Origin of the sequence: Leptospira harrisiae, from assembly GCF_002811945.1 — a bacterium.
Classification (GTDB): Bacteria; Spirochaetota; Leptospiria; order Leptospirales; family Leptospiraceae; genus Leptospira_A; species Leptospira_A harrisiae.
Genome location: NZ_NPDX01000001.1, coordinates 185,425 through 210,712, shown reverse-complemented (window position 1 = coordinate 210,712; position 25,288 = coordinate 185,425). Strand labels below are relative to the sequence as shown.

The following is a 25,288-nucleotide window of genomic DNA, read 5'->3' as shown; positions in this document are numbered from 1 at the left end:
AATGGGTTGTAATGTTTATAGGAAGGTTAAATTCCATTGAGGATTACCTGGATTCACTGTCCCCATTAAAGTAAGTTCACCAGTGGTTTGGTTAATCGAGAATTGATGTAAATTTCCACCATTATATGCCACATAGGCGAAACGTCCGCTTGGATCAATGACCATATAACGCAAGTTTGTAACAAGTCCGGACAGTTTAGAGGAAAGTGAAATTTTCCCAGAATTTGGCTCCACCGTATAACAAGAAATTTCACCTTCAGTGATATGAACTAAATAGAAAAAATTTCCACTAGGATGGATTGTCGTCCCATTGATACTCAATCCATGAAAAACGGAATCCACAAAACCCATTTGTCCCGTATTGCTATCAAAACTTAGGACAGTAACAGTGGGACTGGAAGCAACATATAAATACCTACCATTGGGATGGGTCGAAATAAAACCTGATCCACCATTGGGAAAACTTGGACTAATTCCTACTTGAGTTAAACTTCCATCATTATAGTTGATTCGATAAGAAACAATTTCTGTTAAGTTAGGACTGTTATAAAAGATAAAATTCCCATTCCGTGAAATTTGAATCACGTTATGGGGGACAATAGTTGGATAGGCAAAAAGAAAACTGAGAGTGCCATCGGCATTGATCGCAAAAACACGAATCTCCCTATTGCCTTCCGATGCAAGGTATAAAAACCTTCCATCAGGAGTGATCACCAAATTTCTCGGTCCCGAACCCGCTGGATATGTGGGGATAGAATTTGCAGTGAGAACACCCGTACTCTGGTTGATTAAAAATTGAGAGAAAGTCCCACTGTATAAGTCTGCCGTAAATAAAAACTTTCCTGTTGGATCGACTCCGATTCCCGTGGGTCCATTACCAGTTGGATTTGTACCGACCGAAGATAGGAGACCCGTTGACTGGTTCATCGTCAGAAAGCCAACAGTTGAATTTATATCCATCGTGGTATAAACATAACCGGTATACACGGTAATATCGGAGCTAGCGCTGGTCCATCCATCGGCAGCAGTAGCAGTGATCCAAACCTTTCCATTGCCAATGCCTTGGACCAAACCATTAACATCCACAGTGGCCACAGAGTTGTTGCTACTGGACCATAGAAAAGTTGAATCTGTTTTATTACCGTACGAATAGTACTGCGCTTCGAGTTGCAAGTTGTCCCCTTTGCGAATCCCAGCCCAAGTATGGTTGAGTTCGACTACCTGGTTGGAGCTGGCAAGTAAGGCCAAAAGTCCAAACAACGATTTGGAAGAAGGGTCTTTTTCTGGAAAAAGAAGACTATGAACTATGGGATTGAGAAGACAGGCATTGAACAAAAAAAGACAAACCAGAAGGGAAAAAGTTTTTCGGATGTTTGTAAACGTTGGAAATTTATTTCGATTCGAACAATTCGTTTTCATAGGAATCAACAAACATAAGTAAAGCGGATAGTAAAATTGTCATTCCTAAAATTAGGAAGTGGTGACAAACTGAACAAATTTCAAACCGAGTTAGCGCCAGGGATTGCAGTGGAAATCGAAGCGAAAGCGGAGATTGGAACGGAAAGCCCGGTCGTGACAGAAAAAAATGATTCTTTCAGGAGAGATTCGAGGCGCCCAAAAAATAAACATAACGCTTAAATCTACGATTTTACTTGAACTATATGGATTTACTGTAATCTGAAATTCAGTTTAGAAGTTAGGCCTAAAATCTAACTTCTAAACATTAAATCAATCGAACTTCTAAATTTGATTCGTTAACTTCCGCAAACGAGACAACCTTCTTCCATCGAACAAGTTTCCCCTACAAATTCAGGATTCACCTCGTTTTTGTTAGCTGATAAAGACGACTGGACTTCTTTTCCCAGTGGAATTTCTTCCTTTCCTTTATCTATAGTGAATTGGATGGCCTGCGATGCAGCTTTGGTTCGTAAATAATACATACCAGTTTTTAAACCTTGTTTCCAAGCGTAAAAATGCATAGAAGTGAGTTTGGCAACAGTAGGACTTTCTACAAATAAATTCAAAGACTGAGACTGGCAGATAAAAGCACCACGATCCCTTGCCATATCAATGAGTGATCTTTGTTTCATTTCCCAAACAGTTTTATAAATTTCTTTGATAGAATCGGGAATCGAAGGAATGGATTGGATGCTACCACCTGCAGCAATGATTTGATTTTTCATATCTGAATTCCAAAGCCCTAGTTCAATCAAATCATGTAACAAATGTTTATTGACAATGATAAACTCTCCACTGAGAACACGTCGGGAATAAATATTCGAAGTATATGGTTCAAAACATTCATTATTCCCCAAAATTTGCGAAGTGGAAGCTGTGGGCATTGGCGCCACAAGGAGAGAATTCCTTGTTCCAAATTGAACCACTTCTTTTCGTAGTGATTCGAAATCCCAACGTCCTGTTGGTTTTACATTCCATAAATCAAATTGGAAAATTCCTTGGGAAAGAGGGGAACCAACGAAACTGGGATAACTTCCTTCTTCTTTAGCAATGTCTTTACTCGCAGTCATGGATGCAAAATAAATGGTCTCAAAAATCTCGACATTGAGTTTTTTTGCCTCTTCACTTTCAAACGCCATACGAAGGAGGATAAAAACATCGGCAAGGCCTTGGACACCAATCCCAATCGGACGATGTTTCAAATTTGAATTTTTGGCTTCCGGAACTGGGTAATAATTTTCATCGATGATACGATTTAAATTTACTGTCATTTGGTAGACAATCTCATAAAGTTTATCAAATAAAAATTTATCATCGGCAACAAACTTTGGCAAGGCGACAGATGCTAAATTACAAACCGCAACTTCCTCAGGGCTTGTGAATTCTAAAATCTCTGTACAAAGATTGCTACTTTTTATGGTTCCCAGATTTTTCTGATTACTTTTTGCATTGGCCGCATCTTTGTACAATAAATAAGGTGTTCCTGTTTCAATTTGAGATTCAACGATAGCAAACCAAAGGTCTTGGGCTTTGATTTTGGTTCTGGCTCGCCCTTCTCTTTCATATTGTTCATACAAGGAAACAAATTCTTCTCCATACACATCAGAAAGTCCCGGTGCTTCGTTTGGACAAAACAAACTCCAGTCACCACCCTCTTCCACTCGTTTCATAAATAGATCGGAAATCCAAAGAGCAAAAAATAAATCACGAGCCCGCATTTCTTCTTTGCCATGGTTTTTCTTTAATTCCAAAAAAGGAAAGATATCGGCGTGCCAAGGTTCCAAATAGATTGCAAAGGCACCTTTTCGTTTTCCACCCCCTTGGTCTACATAACGCGCAGTATCGTTAAATACACGTAACATGGGAATAATTCCGTTACTAGTTCCATTGGTACCACCAATATAAGAACCTGTGGCGCGAATGTTATGAATGGACAAACCAATTCCACCGGCACTTTGTGAAATTTTTGCAGTTTGTTTGAGAGTATCATAAATTCCATCGATACTGTCGTCTTTCATGGTCAAAAGAAAACAGCTGCTCATTTGCGGTTTAGGAGTTCCTGCATTAAAAAGTGTAGGTGTGGCATGAGTAAACCAACGTTCGCTCATCAAATGATAAGTTTTAATTACATCATCAATTCGATGTTTATGGATTCCGAGTGCGACGCGCATGTACATATGTTGCGGGCGTTCTACAATTTTTCCATCTAGCTTCAACAAATAGGATTTTTCTAAAGTGCGGAATCCAAAATAATCAAATCCAAAGTCTCTATCATAGATAATGGAACTATCCAAAAGTTCTGAATGTTTTTTTATAGTCTCCCAAACATCATCTGCAATCAAAGGCATTTGTTTATTGGTTTTTGGATCGATGTAGGAATATAACCGTTCCATGGTTTCAGAAAAAGATTTAGTTGTGTTTTTGTGTAGGTTACTTACAGCAATACGACTGGCTAGAAGTGCATAGTCAGGATGTTTGGTGGTAAGGGAGGCTGCAATTTCGGCGGCTAAATTGTCCAGTTCGGAAGTGCTAACTCCATCATAAATTCCTTCGATGACTTTTTTGGCTACATCGATGGGGCTAACCAAACGACTAAGGCCATAAGATAACTTTTCAATCCGAGCTGTGACTTTATCAAATTTTACTGATTCAGTTTTTCCATTTCTTTTGAGTACAAACATAGTATTATTTCCTTATATTAAAATTTAAAAGTCTTCATTCAGAGAAAATGTAAACCCTTGTTCCGAATTCAGAACACCTGCCTTTTGGTAATCACCTACACGTTTTTCAAAAAAATTAGTTTTCCCTTGTAAAGAGATCATTTCCATAAAATCAAAAGGATTGGCGGAATAATAAAGTTTTTCAAATCCAAGTTCAATCAGCCAACGGTCAGCTACAAACTCAATGTATTGTTGCATTAGTTTTGCATTCATTCCAATCAAATCCACTGACAAAGATTCGGTGATGAATTCCTTTTCAATATTTACGGCATCTGTAAAAATTTCATACACACGTTCAGCACTTGGTTTTTCTTTTATCATTTTAAAAAGAATACAAGCAAACTCGCAGTGTAAAGCTTCATCACGACTAATCAGTTCGTTTGAAAAACTAAGTCCGGGCAAAAGACCACGTTTTTTCATCCAAAAAATGGCACAAAAACTCCCACTGAAAAAAATTCCTTCTACAGCTGCAAAAGCAAGAAGACGTTCCGCAAAATTTCCTTCACCAATCCAACGTAAGGCCCATTCAGATTTTTTTTGAACGGCAGGTATTGTTTCTATAGAATGGAATAATCTATTTTTTTCTTTTGGATCTTTGATGTACGTATCAATTAAAAGAGAATAGGTCTCGGAATGGATATTTTCCATCATGATTTGGAATCCATAAAAACACCTAACTTCAGGAAGTTGAACCTCACGCATAAAGTTAACTGCTAAGTTTTCGTTTACGATCCCGTCACTTGCTGCAAAAAATGCCAAAACATTACTTAAAAAAAATCGTTCGTTGTTTGATAAAGAATTCCAATCATCTAAATCACTACTCAAATCAATTTCTTCTGCAGTCCAAAAGGATGCTTGTTGTTTTTTATACATTTCCCAAATTTTAGGAAACTTGATGGGAAGGATCACAAATCGATCCTTATTTTCTTTTAACAAAACTTCTGATTGGTAATCCATCCAACAACTCCAGGTTTTCAATTTTTATATTTGTATATGTATCCTTTGCCAAAGGAAGTATTACATATATCACCAACAAACATAAATTTGTTGGTAAAGACTGGAATGGATGTTTATTTTCCACGGCCAAATCTCATCGACCCGGAACACTACAACTTGTTTAGAAGAAGGTGTGGGTATCCCGGTAGCAATAGTCCGGGGCCCTGAAAAAAAATTTCGGTACAGATGATCGTTTACGGGCGATTCATATGTGGGAAGATCCGACTTTCCCTATCCATTTGGATAAGAATTTACGGTTGCGCCGTCAGTTGAGGAATTTCACCTCATTCCTCCCGGAATAGAATCTAAATAAACCGAATGAGACATATTTTGTCAATGGAATAAATCAAAAGTACTTTTAAAAAATGAATTGGAAAGTTTTGTGAGTTTTTGAGGACCAAACGGAGGTCTTGGCTTTATTTTAAATTTTTATAAATCGTTGTCAAAAGTTCAGAAAGAATGATTGGTTTTTTTACATATCCATTCATTCCATTTTCCAAATACTCTTTTAATTGTGAATCCATACTATTTGCTGTAATGGCAATGATCGGAATATCACGGTAAGAATCGTCACGTTTGCGAATGATTTTGGTTGCTTCCATTCCATCCAAAACTGGCATTTGAATGTCCATAAGAATGATATCAAATCTATTTTCCAAATGGCCAAGAGAATCATCTAACAATTGTATTACTTCGACACCGTTTGATGCAACACTGACTTCAATACTCTCTTTCTGAAATATTTTTAGAATAAACTTTTGGTTTAATAAGTTATCTTCTGCAACAAGGATGTGATATTTTTTATCGGAACTAATCGACTTTGAATTATTTTGATCTTCGGTATTTTCTCTTTGGTCTGTTTTTTCAAACGGAATTGAAAATTGAAAACTAGAACCTTCATTTAAATGACTATGAACTTCTATTTCACCTCCCATTAAGTTTACTAGTTGTTTTGAAATATATAAACCAAGGCCAGAACCTTCAAATTTTTTAGTGCGCGAATCTTCTAGTTGGACAAAACGATTGAACAATTTTGAGATATCCTCATCAGAGATTCCTATACCTGTATCTTTAACTGTAAATATAAGAAATTTTCGATCACTACTTAAAGAAACATTTAGACAAACGGAACCAACAAATGTAAACTTCAGGGCATTTGCAATTAGGTTAATCAATATTTGGCGTAACCTGTTTTCATCAACCAATATATGTGTGTCAGAATCTAAATCAGAAACATTGATATGAAATTCTAAATTCTTTTTGAGTGCATCTGCCAAAAACAACTGCACCACATCCTTACATAATTTATTTATATCTGTAGGTTTTGGAAAAATTTCTAATTTTTTATTTTCTAGTTTCGAAACATCTAAAATATCATTGATGATTGTCAAAAGCGATAACACAGATTTTTTCGCGTTATCTAAATAGTCTTTTTGTTCAAAATCTATATTTGTTTGCTCAAGTAGTGTCAACATTCCCAACACACCATTCATTGGAGTTCGGATTTCATGACTCATGTTTGCTAAAAATTCAGATTTTACACGATTTGCTTTTTCTAATTCAAAAGTTCTTTTTTCAACTATGTCTTGGATACTTTTTTCTTTACCCATAATGATGAGTATCAAAATTCCAAGTAGGCCGGTTAACAATGAAGATACAATCAAAAGAAATCGAGAAGCATTTGTTAAATTCAATTGAAAGTATTTTTTTGTGGCAATGGTTTTGATATTCAAAACATGGGAACCAATTGTAATTGGATGTTCATATGAAAATTCAGAAAAAATCTTTTCGTCAGTATTGGAGCAGTCTTTGGAAAATATCTCAATATGATTGGCTTCGTGAACTTCTTCAATTCTAATACATAGATGGTTTTGGTCATTCCCGATAGCTGCATTGTTGACAATGGTTGCGATACGAACTGCTGCCACAGCATATCCAAATTCTCGATTCATTCGAGTCACTGGATAAAAAATTAAAAATCCCAAATTGTTTTCTACATTCTGAACTAAGTTAATTTTTCCTGTGATTTCGATTCCTTTTCTTTCTGCAGCACTAAACAAAGCTTCTTCTCTTGTGGAATCAGATAATAAATTAAATCCAATGGCTTGTTTGTTTTCAGAATATGGAAAAATATATCGAATGAATACATAATCGGATTTTTCCTGTGCAGGAAAACTTCTATCCTCTTTTTTTTCATAGATCCCCTTTGATTCTGGATAATCTATTTTTAATTTTCTTTCACTATCTAGACGTGAAGAATTGCGGATGAGAGGATCCCAAGACAATGCTGATACACCAACAGCATCTTCTATAATAGTTTTTGAAAATCGATCAAAGTTTTGACGATTCAAATTTTCAGTGAGTGTCAAAAATGCACCCAAGGATTTTACAACTCTTAGTGTTTCTAAAAATTGATTTTCAATTCCTGTGGAGATAATTTGTCCATCTGATTTGATTCTATGCTTAATAAATTCTTTTTCCCAATTTCTCGTAACAAAAAATATTGATAAGGTAAAAATAAAGGTACTCATTGTAGCAGAAGCAAATATCAAAAGTCTTAGTAGTTTTTCTTCACCACGATACCATTTACATATCAAAATCATTAAAGGAGTAAAAATGATGATTCCTATCGAATCTCCCATCCACCAAGTAAGCCATGTTTGAAATAAAAATTCAAAATAGATAATTTTGAAATAGTATAAAGACAAACTTCCAATGATCGATGAAATGAGTGCGTTTACAGGACCAGCAAAAATAAAAAAGATTAATATCTCATGTGCTTGAAAGATATTTAAATTTGGATTTGAATATTTCTTTAAAAAATAAGCTCCAAGAATGGCAGCTAAAGAATTTCCAAATGAAATTGTTATGTTTTGCGGATTTGATATCAGAAACTGAATCAAATTTTCCGATGTAGGAAGATGGTTTGTGTTAGTAAAATAGGCTCCGAGAAACAGAGCCGGCCAAATTCGTTTACCAAATAATAAAGCAAACCCAAGTGCCAAACCTGCTGGTGGCCACACAGGCGTGCTGTATCCATCGATGGAAGAAAGATTTAAGCTTAGTTTTCCTGCAAATAAATAGATCCCAAAAACCAGATTCTGCAGGCTTATTTCCCGAATGAAATTTCTGGTAAAGACATTCAAGGGGCTCATACACTTAAAGACGATGAAAATTGAAAGAAAATGTAAAAAATAAAGTTAATTGGACTCTACATACTTTTTAAAGTTATCAAGTATGGCTTGCCATCCACCCCTTTGCATCTCAATTGGATTTTGATTTTCAGCGTCAAACTTTATAGTTACTTCTGTTTGACTTCCCAAAGATTCAAACGCAACACTTGCTTTTCTGCCATCTTCCATGGTGTAACTAATCAATTTTTGATCTGCAACTTGGTCATAAATGGCTTCAAATTCAAAACCAAAACTTCCGTCTTTTGCTTCCATTCTTGCACTGTATTTGCCACCAACTTTTAAATCATTTTTTGCCCAAGGGCATTGCCAATCATCAGAAGCAAAGTTCCAGTGGATGATGTGTTGTGGGTTGGTGTAATTTTCCCAAACTTTTTTAACTTCTGCGTTAATCGTTGATTGAACTATAATTTGGTCGGAATTCATATCGGAAAATACTATCGATTTAGCTTTTAATTGAAAAGCATTTTCTTATCCCTTTTCAGCAATTTCTTTTATGATATCCAGACATTGGTTCCAACTACTTTCAGAATGTTTTAATTTTTCTTCAGAAGTGAATCCAGTTTGAATTAATTGGATTGTCACAATTCCATTTGCTTCTGTTAGATTATTTTCAATGATCGAGTAGTTTTCAGGATTGTCTGGTAATTCAAAAAAAGCAGTAAAATAAGAATATTTGAATGTATGAGAAGGTTGGAATTTAAGAATGATACCTTTTTCTTCGTATGGTGTTCCTTCCCATATTCCTTTGAATGTAAGAGAACTTCCCTCTTTCCATTCCGAAATTGTATCGGTGCCGTATAAATATTCTTTAATGTATTTGGGTGAAGTGAGAATTTCCCAAACTCTTTCTAAACTAGAATGTATAGATTTGGTAAGACGTAAACTTAAGTTGTGATTCAATTGATTGATTGTATTCATTGTTTTCCTCGAAAGATAACATACCAGAAAAATAAAGATTTGGATTGTAAAAACACGACAAAACAATAAATAAGTGGTATGGTCAGGGAAAAAGGAAAACCAGCAAGAGGAGTTTTAAGGCAATCCAAAGCCGATCTGGTAGCAAAACACAATCGATTTTTTGCTAGTGAAAAATTAGATTTTTTTATTGAGCACTATTGGACTGTTAGTTGGGATTTAACAAACAGTGACCCTTACCTTGCTGAAACTCTCCCCTATCCAAGCATTCATATTGTATTTGAAAGAGAAAATTCAAAAATCTTCGGAGTCACCAAAGGTAGATTTTCTACCTTATTACAAGGAAAAGGTTCTGTGTTTGGAATCAAATTTAGGCCAGGAGCATTTTATCCTTTTTATAATAAATCTGTCTCACTTCTCACTGACAAAAAAATGCCACTTTCAATTCTCGCAAATGACGAAATTTTGACTCTAGAAAATAAAATTTTTAACTTAGAAGAAGAAACCAGTCGTGTTGAATTGGTTGAGACTTGGTTAGAAAAAAATCTAACCAAGCCAGATCCAAAAATCACCTTCATCAATGGAATCATAGATACTATCAAAGAGGATCGAGGGATACAATCCGTAGACCAAATTGTTAAACTTACATCGATGAACCTTAGGAATTTACAAAGACTGTTTCGTGACTATGTGGGAGTGAGCCCCAAGTGGGTGATCCAAAGATTTCGTATACAAGAAGTAGCAGAACGAATTGAAAAAGAAAAAACAATCCACTATGCGGAAATGGCTTTGGAATTAGGTTACTATGATCAGGCGCATTTTATAAAAGATTTTAAGAAAACCATTGGTCATAGCCCAGAGGAATACTTGAAAACCATCCTTTAATTTTAAAAAACATGGCTGAAATTTACAAACAACTGTTCATCTTCTCTCGACTTTGCATAATCGATCATGATGATGGTTGCTTGGTTCCAAGCAATGCGTAATCCGATCCCTCGAGAATAAGCATATCCTTTCCAACCTAACTTATGTTCATCGTCCCAAACACGACCATAATCAAAAAAAGGAACTAAGTTAAAGGCAAAAAATTCGTCTCCAAATTTGGCTTCCGCAAATTTCCATCGAACTTCTGTGTTACCCCAACCCATGGCCCGTCCCACAAATCGATCTTGTTTAAAACCTCGAATGGTTCTTAAACCTCCAAGTCCTCCCACAAGTCCTTCCGTTCCCCACATGTTTCTATATTCATAAAAAGGTGCTTCCCCATCGGTTACACCCAATCCAAATCGATTGGCAATGACTAACTTATCAAACACCTTAGGGAAAGGACTCCAAAACAACTTGGTTTGAGCAAAGTATTTTTGATAATTGTAATCAGATCCAATAGACTTTGTATGTTTTTCATAAGTTGCTTCTGCAAAAATTCCAGAATTTGGATCAGGTTCAAAATCTCTTGTGTCATAAACGAGTCCAACACGAAGAGCATTTACATAACCACCATTATATCCAATTATTTTTTTTCCTTCATAGTCTTCCGTAAGACGAGTTTTTCCGTTGGGAACATCTGCAGTATGTTCACCACCAAGAAGTGGATCCACACCGCGTGCTAATTTTCCATCATACGTTCTGACGATGTTGTTTGAAAATTTTAAACCCGCAACAAGACGTACAGTTCCACCTACAAAGGAACGTTCCGTACTGGTTGTTGCCATCGGGGTTTCAATCGTATAACGGTTGTACATTTTATCTGTTACAACAAATCCTGGGGCCGGTGGAAATCCGGAATAAGTTTTCCCGCCAAGACTAACGGGATCTGAACTATTTCCCGGGCGATAATAAGCCAAGTTGTTTTCTTGGTCCATATAACTTGCGTTTATGATATGCCTTCCATCTTGTTGGTTTCTATCCAAATAAGAAAGTGGCTTCATACTTTCTTCACCAATTCCAAAATAGAGAGTGGTCGGTGTGATGGTTAGAAACAAATCAGCACGTAACCTCCATTGTGTGTCGCCAATGAAGGGCATGTCCAAACTTACTTGATGGTATTGGGCATTTTTATTTGTGTTAAAGTATTGTCCAAAGACACGCATCCGATATGGAGTATAATAATATAATGGATCGGTTTTTTTTCCATTATCATACAAATAAGCGCGGACACCATACCCAATCCCTTCGTTAGGATCAGAGTTTACGAGAGGGAGCCCAGTTGGGTACCAACCTTCCCGTTTGTCCTCTATATCCTTTTTACAAAGTTGTTTTGTCGGATCCATGGGAAAGGGAAGGTTTTTTGGCGGAGGGTCTTTTTCACAACCAGCACTGGGTATATATTCTTGTGCTGAAAGAGAATTTGGAATGGCAATGGATGCCAAAACCAAACAGGAAAAAAGAACAAGGCTACTAGATCGGTTCATAGTTGTGCGAGTGTACACAAACCATGGACAATACCTGCACAATAGAATCAGTCAACAAAAAATGAATTTCCACTCACTTTTTGAAACCTGAACAAAGTCCCGACTCTTACCAGGCCAAAAGAGAAGAAACGGACAAAATGATCCTTAATTAGTCATTTCCTTTGCCATTGTATCCAGCTGAACAATGATCTCTCCGGTAGATTTGCTACTTTCCGATATTTGTTTGGAAATTTCGACTATGTTGGTCGCATATTCAGAAATGCTGGCAGTGATTTTTGTGGACTCTTCGGTTGCAATCTTTTGGAAGTTTGTAGAATTTTCGATGGTTTTGCTGGTTTCGTAAATTCTGGTGTTTAGATTGTCGATGGTTTCAATCGCTTTGTCAATCTCCACGATTTTTGAACCAACTCCGGTGATTTCATTTTTGATGATACCAATTGCCGTATCCAACTTACCCATCATTTCTGAGGATCTGTTGATCAGTTCACTACTTTCACCAATCAATGAAAGATTCTCTTGGATGATTTTAGAAATTTCTTTGGAGTTTCTAGTCGTGGCATCAGCTAACTTTGATATTTCTTCAGCAACAACAGCAAAACCTCGTCCATGTTCGCCTGCTCTTGCGGCTTCAATGGCAGCATTTAAAGATAACAAGTTTACTTTATCTGCAATGTCATTGATCACAGAGACAAAATCAGAAATCTCCGTACTTTTTTCTTGGAGGATATTGAACTTATTAATGGAAAGATGAATGTGTTCTGAAGTGTCAGATGAATATCCCATAACAACATCTAAGTTTTTATAAATCCTACCTGTTCCTGTTTGTACAGTTTCGTTAATGGCTTTTAAATCATTCACAGATTGGATGGATACTTCTGATTCGTTATACAATGATTTTGCGATCTTGTTGTTTGAGTCGGCTTTGGAAGATAGTTCTTGTAATGAAGTTGAAATTTCAGAAAGAGAAGTTGCTTGGTGTTCCGAAATATGTTTTAATTCATCGGAGATTGTATCCTGGTTTTTAATCTGTTGTTTCATCAAATCAATTGTATTGAGAATGGTTTTTGCCATATTCAACAAATTGTCTAAAGCTTTTTTGGCTTCTTTTTGTTTTTCAACTGCTAAGTTTAAGAGAGTTCTTGTTGCTGTTGCCCCAACAGTCGCACCAATCCCGACCCAAACAAAAATTAGAAATCTAACAATGATATTACTTTTAGGGCCACCAGGAATTAACTCTGGTCGCAAAACAAACAAAACAATTTCAGAAATAATGATTAAAATGAAGTTATAAATCGAAGCATTACGGTTAAAGTATAATACACTTAAAACAAATGAAATATAAAATGTTGCGGCAAGTTCTGTTGCCCCATAAATTTCATATTGAAATACTAACAAACACAACGTAACTCCAGTGATGGATATATAACTTGAAGACCAGTGAGTTTTCAATTTTGAAGAAAGTAAAAAACCAATGACCAGTATGGATGTTGCCAGAACAAACTCGATGAGTATGCTTTGGTAGGTCAGATAATCAGATCCTTTTCCCGCAAGTTTAATGGAAAGTGTAGCTACGTTGGCGAGTGCAAGGATCGACAGAAATGATAGAAACATCCGTTTGTTGTTTCGTAACATCACTTCCGTAAAAAGATCATCGGAAATCGTCATGGCTTTCTTTGGGGCAAAAAATTTAGCAAACAAACAGTACCTTCTTTGGAAAGGGTATAGATTTAGGTCATACTTTTAAATCAGGACCGATTGGCAAGAAACGTCCTAAAACCCAACAAGAGTTCGGAAAACCAAGGTTTTGTCCCTAATTTCCGCCGAATGGCAAATCCAGAACCAGCCAGCGTCCTTCCTTCATTTCGTTGGGCAAAATACCTGAACCTAGTTCACCTTGAAGCTATGAGACGAAGCGAAACAGATAGAATTACAAAATTTTTCCCTATCGCTAGAAGAATCGATTAGAACCTTTCAAAAGACTGGAGCATTGATTTCCAATCCAGTTTCGGGAACTGCCCCTATCAAATTTGAGTCAAAAAATCATTTGCAAAGTATTAGCGATGTCTTTGTAATCCAATGAAATTAGGATTTAGAATTTTTAAAATTTGTTAAGAAAAAAATACATTTATGCAATAAACTTTTCACCACAAGACATTCATTAGGCCAAAAAAAACAACATTCAAATAATATATTATTAAAACATAGTTTTTTCTCTAAATTACCAAGAATCACCTGTTAGTATTTAATTTAAAATTGCCAAGACGGTTGACGCAAAACAGGCATTATTTTACAACTGTTAAAAAAATGATCAGGAGAATCATGTGAAAAAGAGCATTTTCTTTGGCATCTCACTCACATTCATATTACTAACACAAAACTGCACGGGTACTTCATTCCACGCTAGTTATGTGTCAAGTGCTAACACTAACCCAACTAGGGAATACGCAACGGCTTCCACTCTTTACAAAGGTGGACTTTTCTTCCACAAAACCTATGTTCCTGGGCCACTCGGACTCAACGCAGAAGGAACTTCTGAAGGAAGAGGTTGTAGCCATTCCGTTCTATACTTGTTCGCCTTCGGTGACTCATCCATCGAAACAGCAAAGAAAAATGGAAACATTACAAAAGTGGCATATTTGGATTATGAACAACTCGGAATCATAGCGGGTTACATTTACCACAGAGTATGTGTTGTTGTTAAAGGATCATAATCGGAGTTTCCCAATGAAAATGAAATTAGTATTTATCTCTCTATTAAGTGTGTTTTTATTCGCAAATTGTGCTATTGGACCAACGCATGGATTTCTTTTTAACTCAACTAAATTTGCGGGTACGTTTAACCCAGAAAACAATGTGAAGTCAACGAAAGAAGGAAAAGGTTGCCAGTTTACTATCCTTTATCTTTTCAGCGTTGGTGATGCTGGTGCTGGATCTGTCGCAAACAAAAACGGAATCAGCAAAATTGCAACTATTGACCACTCTTCTTTATCTGTCCTTACCGGTTTATTCCGTAACTACTGTACAATTGTATCTGGAGAATAATCATGAAATACCTTTTACTTTCAATTTTTAGTTTGGCCCTTTTTACAAACTGTGTGACCACTCCACTTCCAGGTTACCTATTCTCCAACACCACCCAACATCTAAACGGGGATGCTGTTGGTAATATGGTAACTTCTGCTAAAGTCGAAAAATCAGGAAAATCTTGTAGTCTTTCTGGTTTGATCATAAACATTTTCTATTACGGAGCAGGAAACTCTATTGAGGAAGCTGCACAATATGCAGGGATCAAAAAGATAGCTGTCGTTGATAGAGAATCTTTAACGATTTTGCCATTCGGACTCTTTTATCGCGAATGCGTAATTGTTTGGGGGGAATAGACCGTGTTCCATAAAAAAATCATCCTAACATTGGGGGTGGTGTTTTTATCTTTTGGCAGCCTACTTGCCAAAGACTATGACTCCACTCACGAATTGCCTGAAGTGATACAACCAGACAAACACCGAGTGTATATTCGTGGTAACGTTGGCTATGGAGGATTATATTTTCCAGGAATGGATTATGTAAAAAATGAGATATACACAGGGCTTGCCCTCGGTTCATACACTGTAAATAACCTATCTCAATTTGGTAAATTAAAGGACGCCAATGAAGGAACTTCAAGACAGTTTGATATTGAATACCGTTACATGGACAAATTCCGGATATTTAGGGAAAGTCGTACGCTGGTTAACGAGATACCAAACGATGATTTTAGAAAGTTACAATTCAAAGAGAAAAGTTCCAGCTTAGGAGTTGCTTACTTTCATCCGTTAACACCTCACCTAAATATTGGTGTAAGTTTACGACAGGTAGATATCGACCAAATCACAAGAAAGAACTATGGTACCTTTGATTTTGGATTTATTAACTATACAACTTCTGTTTCTTTGTTATCAGCTATAAACAGAGAGTTCAACATGAATGTGAAAGGTATAGTACCTGGACTTCATATAGAAATTAAACCACTACGCTGGTTTGAAATCCATTTCGGAAAACAATTCTATAATCTTTCAGGAAACGATGTCAGATCCACATTGATAATCGATTCATATCGGGTAGCAAATATCAGTAATGTGATTCCCTACTTAGAAGCTTCTAATGGTAGCGTTGGTTATACTGGAGAAAAAACAACTTTGGATTTTGTGTTCCGATTTTCTTCTTGGTTTGCAACAAAGTGGGGTTACACTGTAGAAAGATACACAATGAAGTATAAAAATTACTTTATATATACGGGTAACATTGAATCATCAATGCTTTATTCTGCAATAGAAGGTTCTCAAAAACAAAAATTTGAGTATGGTTCTATGAATTTCACTTTAGAATTTTCAAAAAGTTTCGGAGAATAATTTCTAAAGGAACCTAACAGGAAATTTGTCTCCTGTTAGGTTCCTTTCTTCACTAATTAAACTTTAAGAACATTTCGATTTTACCTTCTTCTGTAAGTTCGTTTTCAATTAACTTTCCGTTTTAATCCCAAACTGATACCAATCCACCTTGCGAGTAAAATGCATCACAGCGGAAAGAACCAAAAACAGTGCCAAAGAACCCAGAAGTAATGCTTGTTCTTCGGAAGCCAAAATCACGTATAAAAATAAATACAAAACTAAATAATAAGAAGCAGTGATTAGTCCTTTCTTTTTATTTTTTAAAACACTGATGGCATAATATCCGATGAGTCCAGTCACAGCCAAACTAGACAAAAGATAGGCTATCAAAAATCCAAAGTGCTCCGAAAACGATAAATTTAAAATATAAAACAAAACCATAGCTGATCCAATCAGAATGTATTGGATGGGATGTAACAAAACTCCGCCAAACACTTCCATAAGAAAAAATAAGGCAAAACTTGTTACAATAAAAAGTAACCCATACTTAACCGAACGTTCCATTTTTAAATAATGATCCACCGGAATCACCAAATTCACACCATAAGCAGAATTCATAATGGCATTCAATATCGATTCATCCATAGAATGGATTACTTGTGGATAAGATCTAACAAAGTAAGAAGTCTCCCAAACGGCAGAAAAACCATCATCTTGGATCGAACGATCTTTTGGTAAAAAGTTTCCATTAAAAGATGGATCTTTCCAATCTGAATTCATCACTAATTTGGATTTTTTACCAATGGGAACAACTGAAAATGTTTCTGATCCTTTGATCTCTAATTGAATTTCAAATGGAATGGAATTACCAGCTTCTGGAATGGATACAGAGGCATTGAGTCCAGTAGGTAGAGAAGAAGATCGGGTTCCAGGTAAAAACTTTTTATCTTTTCCAGCCCAAATTAATTTTATTTCACTTCCAAGCCCTTTCATATCAGATACAGAAAAAATGACTCTTACATCATCCCAATAAATATACGTTGTGTCCAAAGGAAAATCAGAAGAGTACATTGGTGAAAATTTACCAGAAAGTTTCATCTTACTTGTGTATAACGGAATTTCATAGATACTTCTTTTGCGAAGTTCTGATTTCATCTCAACGACAGAATCCAATTCATCAGGTAAAAAATATGCATAATCAGTAATATAGTCCCACTTATCTTTTTCCTTTGTGGAACCTGATTTCGGAATCCTTAAGTTATAAGGAACCATCAAAATAGGACCCACAATAGTTTGATTTGATCCCCATTTTTCGCCTACTTCCACTACAGCTTGGTTTCTAGATGCACTTCTTTCCTCTATTAAAGAACCAATCATCACAAGTGGGATGATAAATAATAAAACCATTCCACCAAGGATGGCCAAACGAAGATTGACTGATGTTTGTAATTTGCTCATAAAAAACTCCTATCATTAAGATAAGGTTTTTTCGTGAGTCTTTTATGATCGAAATGTGAGGATTCTGTGAGGACCTATTTTTTTGGAAACAGAATTGAAACCTCCACACCACGAGGATTTCGATTTTTTACCTTTAATTTTCCACCATGTAAATCTACAACCTGACTGACAATGCTTAAGCCCAATCCAGAACTTTTTCGATTGTTGGTAGGACGAGGTAAGGAATAAAACTTTTCTGTGATTCGTTCCAATGCAAAATCCGGAATGAGGTGCCCCTCATCCATTACAGTAAGATTCACTGAATGATCAGATTCTTCAATGCGAATCAGAATAGAATCTTTTTCATTGGCAAAGTCGATCGAATTTCTAATTAAGTTTTCAATGGTTAAATACAAATAGTTTCGATTTCCTTGCATTTCTAAATGTTTATTTTCACATTCTATGATAATTTGAATGGATTTCCATTCTACTTCAGATTTAAAACTGGCGATCACTTCCAAAGTTAGATCATATAACAACACTTTGTCTTCAATTGAAATAGATTTATTTCCTTCCAAGGATGAAAGCTCTAACATCTGCTCAATGAGATTCTGAATTCGTTTTGCTTCTTCATGAATGTTCTTGGTGAGTCGTACTGATTCATTTGGATGTGATAATAAAAGTTCAACAGATGCCAAAATGGAGGAAAGAGGACTTTTGATCTCATGAGTCAGGGTTTGCACATAAGATTCTATATATTTTTTTCCTTCAATTTCTTCGACCAACAAATCTACTTCTTTTCCAAGTTCATTAATTTCACGAATTCCAATTTTTGGAAATACCACCTTTTCTTTTTTCCGTAAAGAACTGACATACTTCGAGAGGCGTAAAATTGGACGAAAACTCAAATAAGCAAGCAAACTGAAAAGGATAGCAATTGATGAAGCAACCAGTAAAGATATTCGCCAAAACTTTCTTTTTGCTTCTTCAATAAATGGAATCACACCTGTTTTAGGTTTAATGACTGTGAGCACACCAACAACTTGATTTTTAAATCGAATGGGAGAAGCCACAAACAATGCACCTTCCCCTTCTGTATCTAGCAGTTTACTTGATCTGGCCCCATACTTACCTTGAAGTGTTAAATACACATCATTAAACTTTGAATAGTCGAGGCCTTCCCTGTAAGATTCAGAATCGAAAATCACCATTCCTTTTCCATTGGTAATATATACTTGAATATCTGTATTTGTTTTTAACAACGAATAGATCTTAGCTTCAAATGAACGTTTGTTAGTATTTTTAAAGACGGGTGAAAAAAAGGAATGGAGGAATTCACTGAAGTGGAAAATTTCTTTTGGATTTTGATCCAACCGTTCCTCTACAATGGCTGATAAAATATGAGCTGTGTCATTGAGTGATTCCTCAACAGTCTCCATATACCGAGGTCGAATCGAATCTTCTGTTTTATCGATTAAATAATAAAAACCAATACTTAGGATAAAAAAAAACTAATAATAATGCGAATCCAAAGGTTCATATTTTTTCCTTTAATCCATAACCTTGTCCCCTTCTTGTTTCAATGGGGTCAAAATTTGGTTCCAATTCTTTGAACCTTGCACGGATGTTCTTGATGACAGTATCCACTGCGCGGTCGAAACTATCTTCCGGCTCTGTCCACACAATGTCCATAATTTCTTCTCTAGTAAAAATTCTTCCAGGCCACTTAAAAAACAGTTCCAAAGTTTTGTATTCGTAAGGCGAAAGATTTAAATTGATTCCGTTAAAATATACCAACTTCTTATCCAATGAAATTCTAAGTTTGTGATCATCTTGATTTTGTGTTTGTGTGGATCTTCTTAAAATAGCACGAATCCTTGCCAAAAGTTCCCTGGGGCTAAATGGTTTGACTATATAATCATCAGCGCCAATTTCGAGCCCCAAAACTTTATCAATTTCGGTATTTCGTGCCGTCAAAAATATAACAGGAGTTACATATTTTTTTCGAATTTCCTTTAATACTTCAAATCCATTTTGGTCAGGTAAACCAACGTCGAGAATGACCAGGGAAACCTCGTTTGAAATCCTTTCTATTCCTTGTTTCCCAGTGGAGGCTATAGAAACAATAAAACCTTCTGATTCCAATGTAATTTGGATAGTTTCTTGAATTCCAGGTTCATCTTCTATAAGAAGTATTTTTACCATTGATTCGTAATTATTTTCCTTCTGCCCAAGACTCTTCCCTTGGATCAGCAACGCCAATGAGTTTATGATTTTTAGTGTCGTTTAACACTGCACATACGGAACCTAAATCATTATCCAAATGGCCTTTTTTATATACTTTATATCCTTTTTCTTTTAATGAATCTGATACTAAATTGTATAAAGATTCTTCTAGTTCAATTCCACCCGGACGATACGTGTGAGGCGAAAAACTATCCGGCCAGTTCACCGAACGAAATCTAGGTGCTTCTACTGCCTTTTGTGGATCCATGCCAAAGACGATGACATTCAAAAAAAACTGAATCATAGCTTGGCTTTGTACATCTCCACCAGGAGTACCAAAACTCATCCATAACTTTCCATTTTTCAGAACCATACCTGGATTGGGAGTGATTCTTGGACGTTTGCCAGGAACCAATGAAGACGGGTGATTTGGATCTAGCCGAAATTGAGTCATTCGAATGCCTAAGGTAAGCCCAGTACCGGGAACCATTGGTGACTGAGGGAAGTCACTTGGAGTCAGAGAAACTGCATTTCCTGATACATCAACGATACTTAAATACGTTGTGTCTTTTCCATATTTAATTTCACCTACAGAGACATCCTTTACTTCGTTAGGTGGTGTTTGTATAGAGATAGGTTTTTTAGATGAGAACAACCAAGGATTCCCGCTAGGAGGAGTGGCCCCAAATGCTTCTTTCTGTAACAGTTTACGTCGAAGCATCGCATATTTTTTGGAAAGTAATCCTTCAACAGGAACATCCACAAATTTTGGATCTCCAAAATACCTTTCTCTATCTGCTACTACCAGTTCGATTGCTTGTGAAACTGTGTGAATGTACTCCGGTGAGTTGTGACCCATTGATTTTAAATCCACACCATCTAACAATTGTAATACCATTGGAACCACGGGACCTTGCGTCCAAGTTTGGTTAGAAAGAATTTGGTATTCCCCATACTCACCAGAAATTGGTTTTTCCCAGCCACCAGAATAATTTGCCAAATCTTCTTTTGTAAAGAGTCCACCTTTTTCAGTATGTAATTTAACGATTGAATCGGCAACTGGACCTTTATAAAAATAATCTCTTACAGATTCTAACGCTTGTTTTCTGGTTTTTCCTTTTTTGAGAGATATAACTTCTTCATTTGCCATAGACTTCCAAGTTTTTGCAAGATCCAAACGTTTTGTAAGTTCGCCTTCTCTTATTCCATACCACCATTTTTTTTCCAGATATACTTCTGAATTATAAGGCATAATCAGTGTAAAACCCAATCGTTTGTAGAGAGGTAAATCTAAATTTTTCACCAGAATTCGATTGGCAGGAAATCCTTCTTCTGCAACTGCAATAGCCGGTTTTACTAACTCAGAAAAAGATTTTGTTCCATGATCTTGTAACAGTCTTACAATGACATCTGGCGATGCAGGTAACAACTGAGCCAAAATAGAATTTTTCGGCATCACATCATAACCGTTTTCTTTAAACCATTCTATATTTGCTTTTTTAGGAGCTGTACCTGCACCAATATAACTTTTGACCTGTCCTGTTTTTTGGTCATAAACCAAAGTAGGTGCAACAGATGGAAAACTAGCTGCTTCACCATTTGTTACGTTTAACACTAACAATGCGGCTACTGCTGCATCAACGGCATTCCCACCTTCATCTAAAACTTTGATAGCTGCTTTGGTTGCGAGTGGGTTTCCGGTAGAAACCATATATTTTTTTCCAACGGCCGTTTCCCTTAAACTTCCTTGTGGGTCTACATAGGAAGGAACAATGGGTCTACGACTTCCTAAACATTGAAAGAAAAAAACAAAGGCAATAAATGAGATTAAAATTTTAAAAAAATGAAACATAGAACCCTCAAAACCATCATTTGATCAAGATGATGGCAAATTTTGATTCTATGTCGAACCATTTTTATAACTTAAATCGGTCCGTAATCCCTTTTAAAATCTCAGCGGTGGATGCTAAATTTTGTGCAGATGAAGACATTTCTTCTGATCCCGAAGCAGTACTTAACGTGTGTTCGTTGATTTGGATAATGACTTCGGAAATTTCTCGAACTGCTCTTTTCTGTTCGTTAGTAGAAAGTTTGATTGATTCAGCATCTTGTCCCATTTGATCAGCACCTTCGTCTACTTCTCGTTTAATGGATTCTTGTGCTGAAGTAACAGAATACAATTTGTTCATTGCTATACTCACTGTTTCCACATTTTGAATGATACTGTGTAGCATTGCAGCTGAAGAACGAATGGCATTGGCACCTGAGTCCAACTCCCGATTGTTTTTTGTAATCATTGTTCCGATCGATTTAATAGATGAAGCTGTTTTTTCTGAGAGTTTGGAAATCTCATCAGCAACTACGGCAAACCCTCTTCCAGCTTCACCTGCCCTTGCTGCTTCAATCGCAGCGTTCAATGCCAAAAGTTGTGTTTGGTCAGAAATTTCATTGATGATTTGAATGATCGCCGTCATCTCTCCCGAAGAATGAAGGATGTTCTCAATCATTTGGCTCATTCCTTGGATGGATTCTTCACCTTTTTTAGCTTGGTTCGAAATGGATTCTGCTAATTTCAATGTGCTTTCAATTTCAGAACCAATTTTGCGGATGCTTTCTGATAGTTCGCGAATTTTTGAATGGAAGTTGGCGAAGTTTCCAAACTGTCTTTCAGTAGAAGCAGCAATATAATCCATTCCCGCTGACATTTCTTCAATGGTGGCTGACATTTCCTCTGAGGAGGCAGCTGTAGACTGTGCCCCAGTTGCAAAATTATTTGAAGAAGAGGTAAGCTGTTCTGATGCCGAAGCAAGTTCCATTGTTATTCTTTGAATTTCTTCGAAAGATTTTCTTAAGCTAGATATAAAAGTATTAAGGCCTTGGCCCATTCTTCCAATTTCGTCATCATAGACTACTTTGATGGAAGAAGTTAAATCTCCTTCGGACATTTCTCTGAAAATGTTACTAACCTCTTCCAATGGATTTAACCGTTTACTAAGTAATATATACAATAACCAAATAGAAATTAAAGCAATGACGATAGAAGAAATTACAATAAGAACAAGTAATTCTAAAAGGGCTTCCTTGATTTCTTCTTGTGGTTGGATTGCAAGAATGATCATTCCCCAATCATTGAGCTGATGGCTCACGGCTAGATGGTCTCGTTCTAAATATTTAAACTCAAGGACTTCTCCGGTTTTTAGAGATAACATGCGCGAACCCGATTCATCTTTAGATAAATCATATTTTAAAATTTGAGCTTTTTCTTTTAAAGCGATCAGTAATCCAGCTTTTGTAGAAACTACAACATAACCATCACGACCAATTTTAATTTTATTAATCACTTTGTCCGTTAAGTTCATAAGTGAAAGAGCTATGCCTGCATTTCCAATCAATTTGCCATTATCATAAACTGGGTATGTAATCGTAACTACAGGATTGTTAGTGAGAGGATTTAAAATTGGTTTCCCGATAAAATATCTTTTTTCTTTTCCAGCCTTTAGTTCTTCAGGATCCATATCTTCTGGTTTCATTTTCCATCCGATGGCTTGCCCAGTAGCATCGGCAACAACTCGAGGATCATTATCATAAGTATGAGTGTATATATTTTCATATACCGCATAACGATCATTCAATTCTTTAAAATATGTTTGTGCGATTGGTTTTCCTGTTTTAATGGAATCAATAGTTCTTCTGTCATTTGCTACGGTTTTAATGACATTGACATGGTTAACAAAAAAATCGTCGATTTCCTGGCCAACAACACCTACTATTCCATGCATTTGACCAAGATAAGCTTCTTTTATCTTTTGTTGTCCAAAGTAATATGCTACAGCTCCAACAGAACAACTGATGATAAAAAGAATGGAAGCACCACTCAGTAGTAATATGAATTTTATAGAATTACGCTGCATATAATTTCCTTGTTTTTTTATTTTGAAGGAGGTTAAGAATATCAAAATATTCTTAAAAAACTCAATCTCAGGCTTTTAGGTAAGAATTTGAAACCGCTGTTTTTTTGCAATCTACCTAGAATGATTCTAAGGAAAAACCCTTTTTTTGAGACCTAGGGATTACTCCTCAAAGTCCAAGAAATATGAAAAACGAAATATATACCAAATGGGAAAAGGAATCTGACCTTGTGGTCACGCGCTTCTCTGGTGCCATCTCAGAAGCAGAAGTAACGGAATGGAAACAAAGTTTAGAAACAACGTTCGCCACCATACCTGCGGGAACCAAATTCAAAATCTTTGTTAATTTACACGGACTCAACCCCATCTCTGTTTCTGCTCACAAAGCTTACCGAGATATCATCCCGCTACTCTTAAGCAAATACAATTGGCGGATTGGATACCTTGACTTGTTTGAAGAAGCAAAAGATTTAAAACTAACATTTGAAAATGGAATTGAATGTCTGGCAGCAGTGCATTGCCATCACGATAGTTATAAAATCAATGAGTATGAAAGTCGATTTGGAAAACCATCGGAACATTTTTATGATGATCCAAATAAATCGGAAACTTGGATAAGGAGTTATTCGATTTCCGCAAATTGAAAACAACTAATCATAAAAAAGATAGGAATCAAACATTTGGTTTCATTCCTATCTAAATATATTTATTTTTTAAACTGTTTGTATATCTTCTTGATTGGGAAATAACAAACGATAACCAATAAAAGAAAAGGTACCATCCAAACCAAATAATAGGTTAATTCTAAAAATACATTAAGAATGCCTACAAATGCATTTCGATATAAAGGAACTTGAATTCTATCCGGAGGAATTGGACTTGTAAAATTGATACTCAACGTGGCCCATTTCACCTTATCTTTTATTTTCCAAATCTCGTGTTCTGCAGTGTCCAAATTATTTTCGCTATCGGTAACTGCTTCTTCAATCGCCTGCCAATTTTTAGAATTTGCCGATGTTTGGTTGTTTGCATTGGTTCGCCTTGTTAAACGAATTTTTTCACGGTTTGATTTTATCTTTTGCCAAACCATTCCTTCTGTGTGATCCACAGTCGATATATCTTCGCTGAGTAACACTCCATACGTATCCAATTCAATCAATGCTTCATATAATTTTTCAGATTTTATATGAATGCTTAAATTCATATAAGGTGAATCCGTATTCACAGCGGAACTACTTTCAATATAACCATACTTTGAAATAAAACCAAGGATATCTTTTCTCGTTTTAATCAAGTCCTGAGTTTGGTAACTTAATTGGACTTGGTATTCGAGCAATCGCTCTGTACTATTTTGAATTGGTATAAATACTTGCCCGAGTTGATTCTCAACTGACGGTTGTTCTACGCCATCGTCGATGCGAGAGGAACTGGCAGCCAATTTTTTTTCCATAGGCATGTCCATAGAACGTTTTTCCGCTTCGACTGATGCGGTAGATTCGCTGTTTGATTCTCTGCCACATTGCAGAAGGAAGGCAAAAAGAATGAAGACCATCAATTTAAAAAATTTTTTCACAAAAGATCCCTACTTGTTTCTACTTAGACTTAACAGTTCTCATGAAAAAGTTTCTCAAGTTTTAGGGCGAATCCAACACCAAA

At 36.1% G+C, this 25,288-nt stretch carries 20 protein-coding genes; 6 read left to right on the top strand and 14 right to left on the bottom strand.

Annotation, left to right across the window (positions count from 1 at the left end):
* Positions 1 to 15: 15 nt before the first annotated feature.
* The 6 genes from CH364_RS00985 to CH364_RS00955 all read right to left on the bottom strand — a co-directional run bounded on the left by CH364_RS00985 (position 16) and on the right by CH364_RS00955 (position 9,286).
* Positions 16 to 1,419: a beta-propeller fold lactonase family protein gene (locus CH364_RS00985; RefSeq protein ID WP_100743330.1), complete on the bottom strand. Its 1,404-nt coding sequence runs from the start codon at positions 1,417 to 1,419 to the stop codon at positions 16 to 18.
* A gap of 335 nt (positions 1,420 to 1,754) precedes the next feature.
* Positions 1,755 to 4,139, bottom strand: a complete 2,385-nt coding sequence (locus CH364_RS00975) for a ribonucleoside-diphosphate reductase subunit alpha (RefSeq protein WP_100741773.1) — start codon at positions 4,137 to 4,139, stop codon at positions 1,755 to 1,757.
* A gap of 24 nt (positions 4,140 to 4,163) precedes the next feature.
* A complete protein-coding gene (locus CH364_RS00970; protein WP_100741772.1) occupies positions 4,164 to 5,135 on the bottom strand; it encodes a ribonucleotide-diphosphate reductase subunit beta in 972 nt (323 codons plus the stop codon).
* Between the two features lie 455 nt (positions 5,136 to 5,590).
* Positions 5,591 to 8,329, bottom strand: coding sequence for an MASE1 domain-containing protein (locus tag CH364_RS00965; RefSeq protein WP_100741771.1), 2,739 nt, complete (start codon positions 8,327 to 8,329; stop codon positions 5,591 to 5,593).
* Positions 8,330 to 8,374: 45 nt separating this feature from the next.
* The gene (locus CH364_RS00960; RefSeq protein ID WP_100741770.1) at positions 8,375 to 8,791 is read right to left on the bottom strand and encodes an SRPBCC family protein; all 417 of its coding nucleotides are present in this window, start codon (positions 8,789 to 8,791) and stop codon (positions 8,375 to 8,377) included.
* Positions 8,792 to 8,836: 45 nt separating this feature from the next.
* Complete coding sequence (locus CH364_RS00955; RefSeq protein WP_100741769.1) at positions 8,837 to 9,286, bottom strand: SRPBCC family protein; 450 nt, start codon at positions 9,284 to 9,286, stop codon at positions 8,837 to 8,839.
* A gap of 78 nt (positions 9,287 to 9,364) precedes the next feature.
* Here CH364_RS00955 and CH364_RS00950 point away from each other — a divergent pair, with 78 nt between their 5' ends.
* Complete coding sequence (locus CH364_RS00950) at positions 9,365 to 10,168, top strand: helix-turn-helix domain-containing protein (RefSeq protein WP_100741768.1); 804 nt, start codon at positions 9,365 to 9,367, stop codon at positions 10,166 to 10,168.
* A gap of 2 nt (positions 10,169 to 10,170) precedes the next feature.
* Here CH364_RS00950 and omp85 read toward each other — a convergent pair whose 3' ends face one another.
* Together omp85 and CH364_RS18875 are read right to left on the bottom strand one after the other, a co-directional pair.
* Positions 10,171 to 11,694, bottom strand: a complete 1,524-nt coding sequence (gene omp85, locus CH364_RS00945) for an Omp85 family outer membrane protein (protein WP_100741767.1) — start codon at positions 11,692 to 11,694, stop codon at positions 10,171 to 10,173.
* 144 nt (positions 11,695 to 11,838) lie between these two features.
* The gene (locus CH364_RS18875; protein ID WP_100741766.1) at positions 11,839 to 13,392 is read right to left on the bottom strand and encodes a methyl-accepting chemotaxis protein; all 1,554 of its coding nucleotides are present in this window, start codon (positions 13,390 to 13,392) and stop codon (positions 11,839 to 11,841) included.
* A gap of 623 nt (positions 13,393 to 14,015) precedes the next feature.
* Between CH364_RS18875 and lsa14 the strand changes: the two genes are divergently transcribed.
* From lsa14 to CH364_RS00915, 4 genes are read left to right on the top strand one after another with little or no spacing between them, the layout of a single operon-like run.
* Positions 14,016 to 14,405, top strand: a complete 390-nt coding sequence (gene lsa14, locus CH364_RS00930; RefSeq protein ID WP_100741764.1) for an adhesin Lsa14 — start codon at positions 14,016 to 14,018, stop codon at positions 14,403 to 14,405.
* 13 nt (positions 14,406 to 14,418) lie between these two features.
* Positions 14,419 to 14,736 carry a TRL-like family protein gene (locus CH364_RS00925; protein WP_100741763.1) on the top strand — a complete coding sequence of 106 codons (318 nt, stop codon included), beginning with the start codon at positions 14,419 to 14,421 and terminating at the stop codon, positions 14,734 to 14,736.
* Positions 14,737 to 14,738: 2 nt separating this feature from the next.
* Positions 14,739 to 15,074 carry a TRL domain-containing protein gene (locus CH364_RS00920; protein WP_100741762.1) on the top strand — a complete coding sequence of 112 codons (336 nt, stop codon included), beginning with the start codon at positions 14,739 to 14,741 and terminating at the stop codon, positions 15,072 to 15,074.
* 3 nt (positions 15,075 to 15,077) lie between these two features.
* Complete coding sequence (locus CH364_RS00915; RefSeq protein WP_100741761.1) at positions 15,078 to 16,082, top strand: hypothetical protein; 1,005 nt, start codon at positions 15,078 to 15,080, stop codon at positions 16,080 to 16,082.
* A 108-nt stretch (positions 16,083 to 16,190) separates the two neighbouring features.
* On the opposite strand, the gene creD is transcribed toward CH364_RS00915, so the two are convergent.
* The 5 genes from creD to CH364_RS00890 all read right to left on the bottom strand — a co-directional run bounded on the left by creD (position 16,191) and on the right by CH364_RS00890 (position 23,635).
* A complete protein-coding gene (gene creD / locus CH364_RS00910) occupies positions 16,191 to 17,519 on the bottom strand; it encodes a cell envelope integrity protein CreD (protein WP_100741760.1) in 1,329 nt (442 codons plus the stop codon).
* A gap of 74 nt (positions 17,520 to 17,593) precedes the next feature.
* Positions 17,594 to 18,991, bottom strand: coding sequence for a two-component system sensor histidine kinase CreC (gene creC / locus CH364_RS00905; RefSeq protein WP_341476393.1), 1,398 nt, complete (start codon positions 18,989 to 18,991; stop codon positions 17,594 to 17,596).
* 43 nt (positions 18,992 to 19,034) lie between these two features.
* Positions 19,035 to 19,703 carry a response regulator gene (locus tag CH364_RS00900; protein ID WP_100741758.1) on the bottom strand — a complete coding sequence of 223 codons (669 nt, stop codon included), beginning with the start codon at positions 19,701 to 19,703 and terminating at the stop codon, positions 19,035 to 19,037.
* Between the two features lie 10 nt (positions 19,704 to 19,713).
* Positions 19,714 to 21,576, bottom strand: a complete 1,863-nt coding sequence (locus tag CH364_RS00895) for a gamma-glutamyltransferase family protein (protein ID WP_100741757.1) — start codon at positions 21,574 to 21,576, stop codon at positions 19,714 to 19,716.
* A 64-nt stretch (positions 21,577 to 21,640) separates the two neighbouring features.
* Positions 21,641 to 23,635 (bottom strand): methyl-accepting chemotaxis protein, encoded by a 1,995-nt coding sequence (locus tag CH364_RS00890; protein ID WP_100741756.1) that lies wholly within the window; start codon positions 23,633 to 23,635, stop codon positions 21,641 to 21,643.
* A gap of 182 nt (positions 23,636 to 23,817) precedes the next feature.
* Between CH364_RS00890 and CH364_RS00885 the strand changes: the two genes are divergently transcribed.
* On the top strand, positions 23,818 to 24,276 hold the full coding sequence (locus CH364_RS00885; RefSeq protein ID WP_100741755.1) for a hypothetical protein: 459 nt from the start codon (positions 23,818 to 23,820) through the stop codon (positions 24,274 to 24,276).
* Positions 24,277 to 24,338: 62 nt separating this feature from the next.
* Here the strand turns inward: CH364_RS00885 and CH364_RS00880 are convergent, their stop codons facing one another.
* Positions 24,339 to 25,184, bottom strand: coding sequence for a DUF4349 domain-containing protein (locus CH364_RS00880; protein WP_100741754.1), 846 nt, complete (start codon positions 25,182 to 25,184; stop codon positions 24,339 to 24,341).
* Between the last annotated feature and the right edge of the window lie 104 nt (positions 25,185 to 25,288).

Bases quoted from the DNA above. Each gene is read 5' to 3' on its own strand.
- CH364_RS00985 (WP_100743330.1), bottom strand. From the start codon at position 1,419: ATGAAAACGAATTGTTCGAATCGAAATAAATTTCCAACGTTTACAAAC.
- CH364_RS00975 (WP_100741773.1), bottom strand. From the start codon at position 4,139: ATGTTTGTACTCAAAAGAAATGGAAAAACTGAATCAGTAAAATTTGAT.
- CH364_RS00970 (WP_100741772.1), bottom strand. From the start codon at position 5,135: ATGGATTACCAATCAGAAGTTTTGTTAAAAGAAAATAAGGATCGATTT.
- CH364_RS00965 (WP_100741771.1), bottom strand. From the start codon at position 8,329: ATGAGCCCCTTGAATGTCTTTACCAGAAATTTCATTCGGGAAATAAGC.
- CH364_RS00960 (WP_100741770.1), bottom strand. From the start codon at position 8,791: ATGAATTCCGACCAAATTATAGTTCAATCAACGATTAACGCAGAAGTT.
- CH364_RS00955 (WP_100741769.1), bottom strand. From the start codon at position 9,286: ATGAATACAATCAATCAATTGAATCACAACTTAAGTTTACGTCTTACC.
- CH364_RS00950 (WP_100741768.1), top strand. From the start codon at position 9,365: ATGGTCAGGGAAAAAGGAAAACCAGCAAGAGGAGTTTTAAGGCAATCC.
- omp85 (WP_100741767.1), bottom strand. From the start codon at position 11,694: ATGAACCGATCTAGTAGCCTTGTTCTTTTTTCCTGTTTGGTTTTGGCA.
- CH364_RS00925 (WP_100741763.1), top strand. From the start codon at position 14,419: ATGAAAATGAAATTAGTATTTATCTCTCTATTAAGTGTGTTTTTATTC.
- CH364_RS00920 (WP_100741762.1), top strand. From the start codon at position 14,739: ATGAAATACCTTTTACTTTCAATTTTTAGTTTGGCCCTTTTTACAAAC.
- creD (WP_100741760.1), bottom strand. From the start codon at position 17,519: ATGAGCAAATTACAAACATCAGTCAATCTTCGTTTGGCCATCCTTGGT.
- CH364_RS00900 (WP_100741758.1), bottom strand. From the start codon at position 19,703: ATGGTAAAAATACTTCTTATAGAAGATGAACCTGGAATTCAAGAAACT.
- CH364_RS00895 (WP_100741757.1), bottom strand. From the start codon at position 21,576: ATGTTTCATTTTTTTAAAATTTTAATCTCATTTATTGCCTTTGTTTTT.
- CH364_RS00890 (WP_100741756.1), bottom strand. From the start codon at position 23,635: ATGCAGCGTAATTCTATAAAATTCATATTACTACTGAGTGGTGCTTCC.
- CH364_RS00885 (WP_100741755.1), top strand. From the start codon at position 23,818: ATGAAAAACGAAATATATACCAAATGGGAAAAGGAATCTGACCTTGTG.
- CH364_RS00880 (WP_100741754.1), bottom strand. From the start codon at position 25,184: ATGGTCTTCATTCTTTTTGCCTTCCTTCTGCAATGTGGCAGAGAATCA.